Here is a 13,043-nt window from a genome sequence, read left to right on the forward strand (position 1 = left end):
CGGCCGTGACTGAGCAGGCGTGGCCCTGGCCCACCGGAGCGGCGACCGGCATCGGGTCGCTGCCCGGCACCGACATCGCCGAGGCGCAGCGGATCGTGCTCGGCGAGCTGCCCACCCTGCCGCACCTGCCCGAGCTGCCCGCCCGGGGACCGGGTGCGGACCTCGTCGGCCGCAGCGCCGGCCTGCTCGTGGAACTGCCGGTCGAGCTGTACGCGGCCCGCTGGCGGATCGCCCCGCGCCCCGGCCGGGACCTGCGCCGCGCCCGCGACCTGATGGAACGCGACCTGGACCAGCTCGCCGAGCAGGCCGAGGAGTACGCCGGACCGGTCAAGATCCAGGCCGCCGGCCCGTTCACCCTGGCCGCCGCGCTGGAGCTGCCGATCGGCGGCCGGATGCTGCGCGACCCGGGCGCGGTACGCGACCTCGCCGGCTCGCTCGGCGAAGGCCTGCGCGGGCACGTCGAGGCGGTCGCCCGGCGGCTGCCCCGCGCCTCGGTGCTGCTCCAACTGGACGAGCCGTCCCTGCCGGCCGTGCTGGCCGGGCGGGTGCCCACGGAGAGCGGCTTCGGCACCCACCGTCCGGTGGAGACCGAGGTGGCGCGGGGACTGCTGCGCGACGTGATCGACGCGGCGGGCGTACCGGCTCTGGTGCACTGCTGCGCGCCGGACGTACCGCTGGAGCTGATCCGCTCGGCCGGTGCGGTGGGCGTCGCGCTCGACCTGTCGCTGGTCACCGACCTCGACCCGCTCGGCGAGGCGATCGACGCCGGGCTCGGGCTGCTGGCCGGTGCCGCGCCGACGCTGCCACCGGCCTCCGGCCGGGCGCCGACGTCGGCCGAGGTCGCGGGCCGGGTCCGCCGGGTCTGGGACCAGCTCGGCTTCCCCCGCCGCCGGCTGGCCGAGCAGGTGGTGGTCACTCCCGCGTGCGGCCTGGCCGGCGCCACCCCGGCGTACGCCCGCGCGGTGCTCACCGCCTGCCGCGACGCGGGCCGGCGGCTGGCCGAGGACTGACGTTTTCCGTCGTACCCGCCGGGCACGATGACCGGCATGATTGGACGACTGCGTTCCACAGTGATCGACTGCCCCGATCCGCGCGCGCTCGCCGCCTTCTACTCCGAGCTGCTCGGCCTGCCCGTGGTGGAGGAGAACTCCGACGGCGACGAGTGGGTGGTGCTCGGCGGGCCACCCGGGCACCAGCCGCGGGTGGCCTTCCAGCGGGCGCCGGGCCTGCGCACCCCCGACTGGCCCGACCCGGCCCGGCCGCAGCAGTTCCACCTCGACGTGAGCGTCGACGACATCGAGGCGGCCGAGAAGGCGGCGCTGGCGCTGGGCGCACGGCGGCTACCCGGCGAGGGGGAGGGCTTCCGGGTCTACGCCGACCCGGTCGGCCACCCGTTCTGCCTCTGCTGGGACTGATCTTCCCGGGCTTGCGCGGCGGAGGCATGATCGCCACCGTGACCGCCTCCACCGCCACCGGCCGCGTCGCCGGCTCGCTGTTCGGCCTGGCCTACGGCGACGCCCTGGGCAAGCCGACCGAGTTCCTCACCGTCACCGAGATCGTCCGGCGCTACGGCCCGGGCGGTCCGCGCGAGCTGACCGGCGACCCGGCCCTGGTCACCGACGACACGCAGATGGCGCTCGCAGTGGCGTGGGCGCTGCACGAGGCGCCCGCGTACACGGCCGAGGCGGTGGAGCCGCTGCTGCGGCAGCGCTTCGTCGACTGGTCGGTCAGCCCGGAGAACAACCGCGCGCCCGGCATGACCTGCCTGCGGGCCTGCGCCGAGCTGGCCCGGGGCGCCCGCTGGCAGGAGGCCACAGTCGCCGGCTCGAAGGGCTGCGGCGCGAACATGCGCGTCACCCCGGTCGGGCTGCTCGACGTCGACCTCGACACCATGGCCGGGCTGGCCCAGCTCCAGGCCGGGCTCACCCACGGCCACCCGACCGGGCTGGCGGCGAGCGAGCTGACCGCGTACGCGGTCCGGCTGCTGCGCGACGGCGCGGCGCTGCCCGAGCTGCCCGGCCTGCTCACCGAGCGGGCGCGGGAGCAGCGCACCGTCTACCGGGAGGACTGGCTGGGTGACCTGTGGCAGCGGCCCGGCGAGAGCGACGCGGCCGGGTTCGTCGCCCGCGGCTGGGACGACTGCCTGCGGGTGCTCGACCGGCTGGAGGCGGCACTCGCCCGTCCCGACGACGGCGGCGACCCGTGCCGGTTCACCGGCGAGGGTTGGATCGCCGAGGAGGCGCTCGCCACCGCGCTGCTCTGCGCGTTGCGCCACCGCGACGATCCGGTCGGCGCGCTGGCCCGGGGCGCCACCACGGCCGGTGACTCGGACTCCATCGCCGCGCTGGCCGGCGCGTTCGCCGGTGCCGCGTACGGCATGGCCGCCTGGCCGGCCGGGTGGGCCGACCGGATCGAGTACGCCGGTCAGCTCGCCGCGCTCGCCGACGCGCTCGACGCAGGGGCGTCGCAGCGCTGAGGTCCGGAGGCCGCCGGGGTCAGCCGGTGAGGTGGTTCAGGCGGCGCACACCCCGCCACAGGTCCGGGTCGCACGTGCCGGCCCGGTCGGCGAACGCGGTGAGCGGCACCGGGATGGGCTCGCTGATGTCCAGGTAGCTGTCGTGGTCGGCGTCCGGGTCCCAGCTCCGGGTCGGGATCGGCAGGTGGTCGTCCCGGTCCGACTTGTCCTGACTGGTGATCTTCAGGACCTCGGCGTCCGCGCCGTCGACCCGCAGCACCAGGCAGGGCCGCACCTTGGAGCCGGTCCCGTCGGCGTAGGGCACGTCCGCCCACCAGATCTCCCCGGGCCGGGGCTCGTCCCGGTCCGTCCGCCCGGCGCCGCGCGGCCGTGGCGGGACGCCACCCCGGTCCCGCCGGACGCCGACGCCGGCCCGGCCACCGCGCCCGGAGCCCGGCCGTCGCCCGTCGGCCCGGCCGCGCGCCCCGGCGGAACGGTCGGCCGACCGGCGGCGCCACTCGTTCCAGAGCCAGCCGGCCGCGACGCAGGCCACGATCACCAGCGCCCAGAGAACCCCGTCGCGCATCAGTACCCGCCTTCCGACCGTTCCCGCACAGCGCCGCCGAGGCGATGGTCGCACGCCCGGGGCCGGACCGCGCGGGGGCGCGACGCGCGCCGGTTCGCCCTGCTCGTGCGGGTGGCCGGACTGTTGTCACAGCCGACCGCTACGGTTCTCGGGTAGCGCGAGCACGGGAGGCGACAGCGGTGTCCGAAGGCGGCGGCGTGTCCGAAGAAGCGGTTCCCACTGCGGCCGACGCGGCCCAGGAGGCGGCGGCGGGGGCCGAGCCGATCCCAGCGGCCCGGGAGCGGCACGCCACGCTCAGTCAGGAGCTGACCGAACACCAGTACCGCTACTACGTGCTGGACGCGCCGACGATCACCGACGCGGAGTTCGACGCGCAGCTGCGGGAGCTGGAGGCGCTGGAGGCGGAATACCCGGCGCTGCGCACCCCCGACTCGCCCACCCAGCGCGTCGGCGGCACCTTCTCCACCGACTTCACGCCGGTCGCCCACGCCGAGCGGATGCTCTCGCTCGACAACGCCTTCGCCGACGAGGAGCTGGCCGCCTGGGCCGAGCGGGTCGAGCGCGACGCCGGCGGCCCGGTGCCCTACCTGTGCGAGCTGAAGGTCGACGGGCTGGCCATCAACCTGACCTACTCCAAGGGCCGGCTGGTGCGCGCCGCCACCCGGGGCGACGGCCGCACCGGCGAGGACGTCACCGCGAACGTGCGCAGCATCAAGGGCGTGCCGGCCCGGCTGACCCCGGCCGACGACTTCCCCGACGTGCCGGATCTGATCGAGGTACGCGGCGAGATCTACTTCCCGGTGGCCGCGTTCGCCGACCTCAACGCGAGCCTGGTCGAGCAGGGCAAGGCGCCGTTCGCCAACCCGCGCAACGCCGCCGCCGGCAGCCTGCGCCAGAAGGACCCGCGGGTCACCGCCTCCCGCCCGCTGCGCCTGGTGGTGCACGGCATCGGCGCCCGCACCGGCTTCCGGCCGGCGGCGCAGTCCGAGTCGTACGCCGCGCTCAAGGCGTGGGGGCTGCCCACCAGCGACCGCTGGCGGGTGGTGGACGACCTCGCCGGCGTCGCTGACTACATCGCCTACTACGGCAAGCACCGGCACGACGTCGAGCACGAGATCGACGGCGTGGTGGTCAAGGTCGATCCGGTCTCCATCCAGGGCCGCCTCGGCTCGACCAGCCGGGCCCCCCGCTGGGCGATCGCCTTCAAATACCCGCCGGAGGAGGTGAACACGAAGCTGCTCGACATCGACGTCAACGTCGGGCGCACCGGCCGGGTCACCCCGTTCGCCGTCCTGGAACCGGTCCGGGTCGCCGGCTCCACGGTCGCGCTGGCCACGCTGCACAACGCCCGCGAGGTCGAGCGCAAGGGCGTGCTCATCGGCGACACGGTGGTGCTGCGCAAGGCCGGCGACGTGATCCCCGAGGTGCTCGGCCCGGTGGTCGAGCTGCGCCCGGCCGACGCCCGTCCGTTCGTCATGCCGACCACCTGCCCGGCCTGCGGCACGCCGCTCGCGCCGGCCAAGGAGAGCGACGTCGACATCCGCTGCCCCAACGGGCGCGCCTGCCCCGGTCAGATCCGCGAACGGGTGTTCTACCTGGCCAGCCGCAAGGTGCTCGACATCGAGGTGCTCGGCGAGAAGGGCGCGGCGGCGCTGCTGGACGCGCAGATCATCACCAACGAGGGCGACCTGTTCCAGCTCGACGCCGAGCAGTTGAGCCGGTCACCGTTCTTCGTCAACAAGGACGGCAGCCTGGGCAGCAACGCGGTCAAGCTGCTCGACAACCTGGCCGAGGCCAAGGAACGCGACCTGTGGCGCGTGCTGGTGGCACTGTCCATCCGGCACGTCGGCCCGACCGCCGCCCAGGCGCTCGCCCGGCACTTCCGGTCGGTCGACGCCATCGAGGCCGCCGGCGAGGAGGAGCTGTCCTCGGTGGACGGCGTCGGCCCGACCATCGCCGCCAGCGTCAAGGAGTGGTTCGCCGTCGACTGGCACCGCGACATCGTGCGCAAGTGGGCCGAGGCGGGCGTACGGATGGCCGAGGAGGCCGCCGACGAGGGGCCACGACCGCTCGACGGCGTCACCGTCGTGGTCACCGGCACGCTCAGCGGGTTCAGCCGTGACCAGGCCGCCGAGGCGATCCAGGTCAGGGGCGGCAAGGTGACCGGCTCGGTCTCCAAGAAGACGGGGTTCGTGGTGGTCGGCGACAACCCGGGTTCCAAGGCCGACAAGGCGGCCACCCTGAAACTGCCGATCCTCGACGAGGACGGCTTCCGGGTGCTGCTGGACTCCGGCCCGGACGCGGCCCGCGGGGTGGCCCGGGTGGAGGACTGACGGGCTGGTCACGGCGATCGTCCGCGGATACCAAGTTAATTACGACTCCGACCGATTCGTGACTGTCGTGTCGGGGAAACCGCCTCGGAGGGCGTTTCATTGGCGTACGGCGCGTGACGGCGCGCGCCACGACGTTGCCCCCGGGAGGTGCGATGGAGACCGGCGACCCGCGTAACTCCGTCCCGCCCGGGCGGAGCGGGCCGTTCTTCGGCTTCGTCGGCGCGGTCGGCGTGGTGGCCGTACTTGTCTCGGCCGGGCCGCTGATCGCGCTCGCCGACCGGTTGACCGAGCTGCCGGCCGCGTTCTGGACCATGGCGGCGCTCGCCGTCGCCTGCGACGCCCGCCCGTTCGTGCCGCCGGGGCGGCGGCAGACCTCGGCCGTGTTCCCGTCGACCTGCTTCACCTTCGCCATCCTGCTCGGCTGGGGCTTCGGCCCGGCGGTGGCGGTCCAGGCGGTGGCCGTCGCGGTGAGCGGCTGGCGGCTCGGGTATGCGCCCTGGCGTACCGGCTTCAACGCCGCGCAGTACGCGTGCGCGCTCGCCGCCGCGTACGCGGTCACCCGGCTCGGTCCGGGCGAGCTGTTCGGCGACGGCCGGCTGCACTGGACCGACGTGGCGGCGGTGGGCGGCGCGACGCTCGCCTGGTTCGTGGTCAACTACGGGCTGGTCAGCTCGGCCGTGCGGCTGCGGTTCGGCGACCGGTGGTGGCCCAGCGTGCGCAGCGGGCTGGCGTACGAGCTGCTGTCCACCGGTTCGCTGCTTCTGCTCGCGCCGGTGCTGGTGGCCGCCGCCCGGGCCAGCGCGGCGCTGATCCCGCTGGTGCTGGTGCCGCTGTTCGCCGTCTACCGGATGGCCCGGCTGTCCGAGGAACGGGAACAGCTCGCCGACGTGGACCCGCTCACCGGGCTGCCCAACCGCAAGGCGCTGCTCACCGAGGTGGCCGAGCAGGTGCACCTGCACGGCGAGCGGGCCGCCCGGGGCGCACCGGACGCGCACCTGGCGCTGCTGCTGCTCGACCTCGACCGGTTCAAGCACGTCAACGACGCGCTCGGGCACGCGGTGGGGGACCGTCTGCTGGTCGAGGTGAGCGCCCGGCTGATGGGCGTGGTCGGCGCCGGTGACATGGTGGCGCGACTGGGCGGTGACGAGTTCGCCATAGTCGTACCCCGGCTCACCGACATCGACCAGGCCCGCGAGCGGGCCGACCGGGTGGTCGCCGCGCTCGCCGAGCCGGTGCCGCTGGACGGGTTGCCGCTGGACGTGGGCGGTTCGATCGGCATCGCGCTCTACCCGGACCACGGCGAGGACTTCGCCACGCTGATGCGCCACGCCGACGTGGCCATGTACGACGCGAAGCACCGCAACGACACGGTGGCGGTGTACGCGCCGGAGTCCGACCACAACTCGGCCGAGCGGCTGAGCCTCCTGGCCGACCTGCGCCGGGTGCTGGAGTCGGGCCCGTCCGCGCAGGGCGGGGAGACGGTGGGCGTACGCGGGGGTGACGGCGCGGCACTGACGCCGGCGCTGTCGGCGCCGCGACCGGCCCGGGCCGAGCGGCCGTCGCGCAACCAGCGCCCGGCGCGCGACGACGGCCGGGGCGGCGGACGCTCCGGCGACGGGCCGAACCGGTGGCTGCGGCGTCGTCGGGACCGCGCCGCGGAGCGGCACGACGACGACCTGATCGAGCGGATCCTCACCGGCGCCGACCCGGTCCGCAGCCGGGCCGCGCGCGCCGGAGCGGTGGTGGCGACGCCAGTGGTCGGTGGCGGGGACGCCGACGCGGCGGAGACCGGCACCGGGCGCGACACGGAGGCCGCGCACGAGACCGACACCGGGCACGACGCGCAGGCCGCGGTGAGCACCGGCGCGCCCGGCGTCATCGGGCCGACCGCCGACGGGAGCGCCGAGCCGGAGGACCAGTCCGGGCACCCGGGCGAGATCACCATGTACTACCAGCCGCAGATCGCGATCGCGACCGGCGAGGTGGTCGGCGTCGAGGCGCTGCTGCGGTGGCGGCACCCGCGCCGCGGCATGGTCGACCCGGGCGAGCTGATCCAGGTCGCCGAGCAGAGCGCGGTGATGCGGCTGCTCACCCGCCGCGTGGTGGACGACGTGGTGGAGCAGCTGGCCAAGTGGTCGGCGGCCGGGCTCACGCTGCGGGCCGCGCTCAACGTCAGCGTCCGTGACCTGCACACCGGCGAGATCGCCGACCAGATCGCCGACCGGCTGGCCCGGTACGGGGTGCCGCCGCAGCGGCTCCAGGTGGAGATCACCGAGGGCGCGCTGATGGCCGACCCCCGGCGGGTGCTCGCCAGCATCACCCAGTTGCACCGCATCGGCGTCGGCATCGCGCTGGACGACTTCGGCACCGGCTACTCGTCGCTGCAACACCTGCGCCGGCTGCCGCTGTCCGAGGTGAAGGTGGACCGCTCGTTCGTCCTCGGGATGGCCGACGACCCGGACGACGCGGCGATCGTCCGCTCGATGATCGAGCTGGCCGGCGCGCTCGGGCTGCGGGTGGTGGCCGAGGGCGTGGAGGACGAGCGCACCTGGCGGCTGCTGCACGCCGCCGGATGCGACGTGGCGCAGGGCTGGTTCCACGCCCGGCCGATGCCGGCCGAGGACCTGGTGGCCTGGTTGTCGCGCTACCGTCCGGTGCGCCCGGTGGAGGCCGGGAGCCGCAGCGGGGCGGCGCCGGAGGGGGAGGCGAAGGCGTCGTCGTGACGGCGGGACAATAGACTCGCTCCGGTCACCGCGCGTCATCCCGTACGCGCGGCCGGCCCACCGCAGACGTCTCAGGACAGCCACGAAGGGGGCACCCGATGGCCGCCATCTCCCGCGAGGAGGTCGCGCACCTCGCGCGACTGTCGCGGCTCGCCGTCACGGAGGAGGAGTTGGACACCTTCGCCGGCCAGCTGGATGTGATCCTCCAGTCGGTCGCGCAGGTCGGCGAGGTCGCCGCGGCGGACATCCCGCCGACGTCCCACTCGGTGCCGCTGACGAACGTGCTCCGCGAGGACGTCGTACGGCCGGGCCTGACCCCGCAGGAGGCGCTGTCGGGCGCACCCGACGCCGAGGAGCAGCGGTTCCGCGTCCCGCGGATCCTGGACGAGGATGTGGCCTCATGAGCGAGCGCAGCGAGCGAATCATCGGGCCCAGCATGGCTGTCGCTCATGACGGCACGGAGCGAAGCGGAGTGCCGGCATGAGCGACTTGACCAAGCTGAGCGCTGTTGAGATCGCCGGGCTGGTGGCGAGCGGCGAGACCTCCGCCGTCGAGGTCACCCAGGCCCACCTGGACCGCATCGGCGCCGTCGACGACCGGGTGCACGCGTTCCTGCACGTCGACACCGAGGGGGCGCTGGCCGCCGCGCGTGCCGTGGACGAGCGCCGCGCCGCCGGTGACGAACTCGGCCCGCTCGCCGGTGTGCCGGTCGCGGTGAAGGACGTGCTCACCACCAAGGGCGTACCGACCACGGTCGGGTCGAAGATCCTGGAGGGCTGGCGCCCGCCGTACGACTCGACCATCGTCGAGCGGCTGCGCGCCGCCGGCACGGTGATGCTCGGCAAGACGAACATGGACGAGTTCGCCATGGGCTCCTCCACCGAATACTCGGCGTACGGGCCGACCCGTAACCCGTGGGACACCGACCGGATCCCGGGCGGCTCCGGCGGTGGCAGCGCGGCGGCGCTGGCCGCGTACGAGGCGCCGCTGTCGATCGGCTCGGACACCGGCGGCTCGATCCGCCAGCCCGGCGCGGTCACCGGCACCGTCGGCGCGAAGCCCACCTACGGTGGCACCTCCCGCTACGGCCTGGTGGCGTTCTCCTCGTCGCTGGACACGCCCGGCCCGTGCGCGCGTACCGTGCTCGACGCCGCGTTGCTGCACGAGGTGATCGGCGGTCACGACCCGCGCGACTCCACGTCGATCCCGGCCCCGGTGCCGGACGTGGTGGCCGCCGCGCGCCTCGGAGCCACCGGCGACCTGACCGGCGTGAAGCTCGGCATGGTCACCGAGTTCATCGGCGAGGGCGCGGAGCCGGGCGTGATGGCCGCGTTCCGCGACGCGGCCGAGGCGCTGGCGAAGCTGGGCGCGGAGATCGTCGAGGTCTCCTGCCCGCACTTCAAGTACGCGCTGCCGGCCTACTACCTGATCGCGCCGAGCGAGTGCTCCTCCAATCTGGCCCGGTTCGACGGCGTCCGGTTCGGTCTGCGGGTCGGCGACGACGGCAACCGGTCGCTGGAGGAGGTCATGTCGCTGACCCGTGAGGCCGGCTTCGGCCCCGAGGTCAAGCGCCGCATCATGATCGGCACGTATGCGCTCTCCTCGGGCTACTACGACGCCTACTACGGCCAGGCGCAGAAGGTCCGCACGCTGATCACGCGGGACTTCACCAGCGCGTTCGAGCAGGTCGACGCGCTGATCTCGCCGACCACGCCGTTCGTGGCGTTCCCGCTGGGGTCGCGTACCGCCGACCCGTACCAGATGTACCTGGCGGACCTGTTCACCATCCCGACGAACCTGTACGGCGGCCCGGCCATCTCGGTGCCGTGCGGCCTGTCCGACGGGCTCCCGGTGGGCTTCCAGATCATGGCGCCGACCATGGCGGACGACCGGATGTACCGGATCGCCGCCGCGCTGGAGAGCGCCGTCGGCACGCTCACCCCGCCGACGATCTGAACCGGACGGTACGGAGGCGGCCCGCCCGCCTCCGTACCGACACGGTGATCACCGATCAGGGGATTGCCGGGGGTCACTGGCACTGGTCGAATAAACTGCGAGTCTGCTGGATCGACTGGACTGTGGCCCGCTGGCGGACGCGAGCGGTTCCGACCGAGAGCTGGATGTGCGATGGGGACACTTCGCCCGGTCATGGCCCTGACGATGGTCGTCGCGTTGCTGCTGGGCGCCGGGCAGCCGGCCGCCGCGCAACCGGCCACCGTCGCCACCGAGGCCGTCACCATCACCTCGGGCAAACCCCGGTCGGTCATGGTCATCGGGCAGGTCTACGCGATCCACACCGTCGAGGCCACAGGCGGGACCGCGCCGTACCGGCTGTCGGTGACCTCGGGCAGTCTGCCGCCGGGAATGCTCGTGGTGGGTACGTCGCTGGGTGGTGCGCCGACGACGCCCGGCACGTACACGTTCACGCTGCGGATGACCGACCAGAACGACCTCTTCGACGAGCAGACGGCGACGATCGAGGTGCGCGAACCCAAGGTCGTCATCACGTCGGGCAAGCCCCGGTCGCCCATGTACCTGGGCCGGGTGTACGCGATCCACACGGTCGAGGCCACCGGCGGCACCGGGCCGTACCGGTTGTCGGTGGTCTCGGGCAGTCTGCCGCCGGGGATGCTCGTGGTGGGTACGTCGCTCGGGGGTTCACCGACCACCGCGGGGACGTACACGTTCACGCTGCGGATGACCGACAAGAACGACCGCTTCGACGAGCAGGACGCCACCATCGTGGTCGCCGAGGCGGCAGCCGCGTTCACCTCCGGCGACCCGCCCGCCGCCACCGTCGGCAAGCGTTACTCCTTCCGGTTCACCGCCGCCGGTGACTCGGACATCGTGTTCTCCCTGGCGGCCGGGGCCCTGCCGGACGGCCTCACCCTCGACGGGGAGGGCAAGCTCAGCGGCACCCCGGGCAGCGCCGGCACGTTCGCCTTCACGGTCGCGGCGAAGGGTTACAGCACCAGCGCCATGAAGCAGGTGTCGCTGACCGTCGCCGCCCGCAACCCGGGCACCCCGACGGCGTCCCCGACCGGCTCGACGCCCGACCCGGCCGACCCGACTGTTACGCCGACCCCTGACGACCCGGCCGCCACACCGTCGGAGAGCAGCACCTCGGCGCCCCTGCCGACGGCCTCGCCGTCGAAGGTGAGCGGCGCGTGGCTGCCGATCACCGGGCCGGGTTCGCCGCTCGTGCTGCTGCTGTTGAGCATCGTGGCCTTCTCCATCGGCGGCATCCTGCTCGTGCTGGCGTACAACCGGCGGCGGACCTTCACCACACCCGAGTGACGCCCGGGCCCCGCGCGGTGATCTCGAAGCCCGGCAGCGGGGTGGCCGGGCCAGCCGATTAGGCTGGAATGGTTCTGTCCGGATCGTGCCTGGAGCTCAGATGACGACGACACTGCCCGCGTACGACGAGGTCGTCGCGCGCTTCGAACCGGTGATCGGCCTGGAGACCCACGTCGAGCTGGGCACGAACACCAAGATGTGGTGCGGCTGCCCGACCGACTTCGGCGGCGAGCCGAACACCCGGGTCTGCCCGGTCTGCCTCGGCCTGCCCGGCTCGCTGCCGGTGGCGAACAAGGCCGCCATCGAGGCGACCATCCGGATCGGGCTGGCGCTCAACTGCTCGATCGCCGAATGGTGCCGGTTCGCCCGGAAGAACTACTTCTACCCGGACATGCCGAAGAACTTCCAGATCAGCCAGTACGACGAGCCGCTGTGCTTCGACGGGTACCTGGACGTCGAGGTCAACGGCGAGCTGGTGCGCATCGGCATCGAGCGGGTGCACTTGGAGGAGGACACCGGCAAGACGCTGCACGTCGGCGGCGCCACCGGCCGCATCCACGGCGCCACCGAGTCGCTCGTCGACTACAACCGGGCCGGCATCCCCCTGGTCGAGATCGTCACCAAGCCCATCCCCGGCACCGGCGCGCTCGCGCCCGAGGTCGCCCGCGCGTACGTCGCCGAGCTGCGCGACGTGATCCGCTCCCTCGGCGTCTCCGACGTGCGGATGGAGGAGGGCTCGCTGCGCTGCGACGTCAACACGTCGCTGAACCGGCCGGGCGAGGAGTGGGGCACCCGCACCGAGACCAAGAACGTCAACTCGCTGCGCTCGGTCGAGCGGGCGGTGCGCTCGGAGATGCTGCGCCAGGCGTCCGTGCTGGAGGCCGGTGGCCGGATCACCCAGGAGACCCGGCACTTCCACGAGGACACCGGCGACACCACGTCGGGCCGGTCCAAGGAGACCGCCACCGACTACCGGTACTTCCCGGAGCCGGACCTCGTGCCGCTCGCCCCGGACACCGCGTGGGTGGCCGAGCTGAAGGCCGCCCTGCCGGAGCTGCCGCGGCTGCGCCGCAAGCGGATCCAGCAGGAGTGGGGCCTGTCCGACCTCGACATGCAGTCGGTGGTGAACGCCGGCGCGGTCGAGCTGATCGAGGCGACAGTGGCCGCCGGCACGACCCCCGCGGCGGCCCGCAAGTGGTGGCTGGGTGAGCTGTCCCGCCGCGCCAACGAGACCGGCGTGGAGCTGGCCGACGTGGGCGCCACCCCGGCCCAGGTCGCCGAGCTGCAGGGCCTTGTCGACGCGGGCAAGCTCAACGACAAGCTGGCCCGTACCGTGCTGGAGGGCGTGGTGGCCGGCGAGGGCTCGCCGACCGAGATCATGACCAACCGCAACCTGGAGGTCGTCTCGGACACCGGCGCGCTCACCGCCGCCGTGGACGAGGCGATCGCCGCCAACCCGGACGTGGCCGACAAGATCCGCAGCGGCAAGGTCGCGGCGGCCGGCGCGCTGGTCGGCGCGGTCATGAAGACCACCCGCGGCCAGGCGGACGCGAAGACGGTCCGCGAGCTGATCCTGGCGCGCCTCGGCGCCTGACGTGTTGTAAGGAAGGGCCCCTTCTTAACGCCTGGTGCATGGGAAGGGGCCCTTC

10 protein-coding genes are annotated in these 13,043 nt (G+C 73.8%); 9 read left to right on the plus strand and 1 reads right to left on the minus strand.

Features of this window, described 5'->3' with window-relative positions; all coding sequences use genetic code 11:
• Positions 1-5 precede the first annotated feature (5 nt).
• From PVK74_RS27545 to PVK74_RS27555, 3 genes are read left to right on the plus strand one after another with little or no spacing between them, the layout of a single operon-like run.
• Positions 6-1,010 carry a methionine synthase gene (locus PVK74_RS27545; RefSeq protein WP_069087613.1) on the plus strand — a complete coding sequence of 335 codons (1,005 nt, stop codon included), beginning with the start codon at positions 6-8 and terminating at the stop codon, positions 1,008-1,010.
• A gap of 36 nt (positions 1,011-1,046) precedes the next feature.
• Positions 1,047-1,415, plus strand: a complete 369-nt coding sequence (locus tag PVK74_RS27550; protein ID WP_176722754.1) for a VOC family protein — start codon at positions 1,047-1,049, stop codon at positions 1,413-1,415.
• A 26-nt stretch (positions 1,416-1,441) separates the two neighbouring features.
• The gene (locus PVK74_RS27555; protein ID WP_064446980.1) at positions 1,442-2,476 is read left to right on the plus strand and encodes an ADP-ribosylglycohydrolase family protein; all 1,035 of its coding nucleotides are present in this window, start codon (positions 1,442-1,444) and stop codon (positions 2,474-2,476) included.
• Positions 2,477-2,495: 19 nt separating this feature from the next.
• Here PVK74_RS27555 and PVK74_RS27560 read toward each other — a convergent pair whose 3' ends face one another.
• On the minus strand, positions 2,496-3,041 hold the full coding sequence (locus PVK74_RS27560) for a type II toxin-antitoxin system PemK/MazF family toxin (RefSeq protein ID WP_064446981.1): 546 nt from the start codon (positions 3,039-3,041) through the stop codon (positions 2,496-2,498).
• Positions 3,042-3,220: 179 nt separating this feature from the next.
• Here PVK74_RS27560 and ligA point away from each other — a divergent pair, with 179 nt between their 5' ends.
• From ligA to gatB, 6 genes are all read left to right on the plus strand, one after another.
• Positions 3,221-5,374, plus strand: a complete 2,154-nt coding sequence (gene ligA, locus PVK74_RS27565) for an NAD-dependent DNA ligase LigA (protein WP_082931011.1) — start codon at positions 3,221-3,223, stop codon at positions 5,372-5,374.
• Positions 5,375-5,526: 152 nt separating this feature from the next.
• A complete protein-coding gene (locus tag PVK74_RS27570; protein ID WP_274477561.1) occupies positions 5,527-8,097 on the plus strand; it encodes a putative bifunctional diguanylate cyclase/phosphodiesterase in 2,571 nt (856 codons plus the stop codon).
• 98 nt (positions 8,098-8,195) lie between these two features.
• Complete coding sequence (gatC, locus tag PVK74_RS27575) at positions 8,196-8,501, plus strand: Asp-tRNA(Asn)/Glu-tRNA(Gln) amidotransferase subunit GatC (RefSeq protein ID WP_013284468.1); 306 nt, start codon at positions 8,196-8,198, stop codon at positions 8,499-8,501.
• Between the two features lie 76 nt (positions 8,502-8,577).
• On the plus strand, positions 8,578-10,053 hold the full coding sequence (gatA, locus tag PVK74_RS27580) for an Asp-tRNA(Asn)/Glu-tRNA(Gln) amidotransferase subunit GatA (RefSeq protein ID WP_043326045.1): 1,476 nt from the start codon (positions 8,578-8,580) through the stop codon (positions 10,051-10,053).
• 192 nt (positions 10,054-10,245) lie between these two features.
• Positions 10,246-11,394: a putative Ig domain-containing protein gene (locus PVK74_RS27585; protein ID WP_274477562.1), complete on the plus strand. Its 1,149-nt coding sequence runs from the start codon at positions 10,246-10,248 to the stop codon at positions 11,392-11,394.
• A gap of 100 nt (positions 11,395-11,494) precedes the next feature.
• Positions 11,495-12,988 (plus strand): Asp-tRNA(Asn)/Glu-tRNA(Gln) amidotransferase subunit GatB, encoded by a 1,494-nt coding sequence (gene gatB / locus PVK74_RS27590; RefSeq protein ID WP_043326041.1) that lies wholly within the window; start codon positions 11,495-11,497, stop codon positions 12,986-12,988.
• Positions 12,989-13,043: the final 55 nt, after the last annotated feature.

It is taken from the genome of Micromonospora chalcea (assembly GCF_028768405.1).
GTDB classification, from domain to species: Bacteria; Actinomycetota; Actinomycetes; order Mycobacteriales; family Micromonosporaceae; genus Micromonospora; species Micromonospora chalcea.

What these genes read in the sequence shown, in the direction of transcription:
- gatC (WP_013284468.1), top strand. Translation starts at nt 8,196, where the DNA reads ATGGCCGCCATCTCCCGCGAGGAGGTCGCGCACCTCGCGCGACTGTCG.
- PVK74_RS27555 (WP_064446980.1), top strand. Translation starts at nt 1,442, where the DNA reads ATGATCGCCACCGTGACCGCCTCCACCGCCACCGGCCGCGTCGCCGGC.
- PVK74_RS27560 (WP_064446981.1), bottom strand. Translation starts at nt 3,041, where the DNA reads ATGCGCGACGGGGTTCTCTGGGCGCTGGTGATCGTGGCCTGCGTCGCG.
- PVK74_RS27570 (WP_274477561.1), top strand. Translation starts at nt 5,527, where the DNA reads ATGGAGACCGGCGACCCGCGTAACTCCGTCCCGCCCGGGCGGAGCGGG.
- gatB (WP_043326041.1), top strand. Translation starts at nt 11,495, where the DNA reads ATGACGACGACACTGCCCGCGTACGACGAGGTCGTCGCGCGCTTCGAA.
- PVK74_RS27550 (WP_176722754.1), top strand. Translation starts at nt 1,047, where the DNA reads ATGATTGGACGACTGCGTTCCACAGTGATCGACTGCCCCGATCCGCGC.
- gatA (WP_043326045.1), top strand. Translation starts at nt 8,578, where the DNA reads ATGAGCGACTTGACCAAGCTGAGCGCTGTTGAGATCGCCGGGCTGGTG.
- PVK74_RS27585 (WP_274477562.1), top strand. Translation starts at nt 10,246, where the DNA reads ATGGCCCTGACGATGGTCGTCGCGTTGCTGCTGGGCGCCGGGCAGCCG.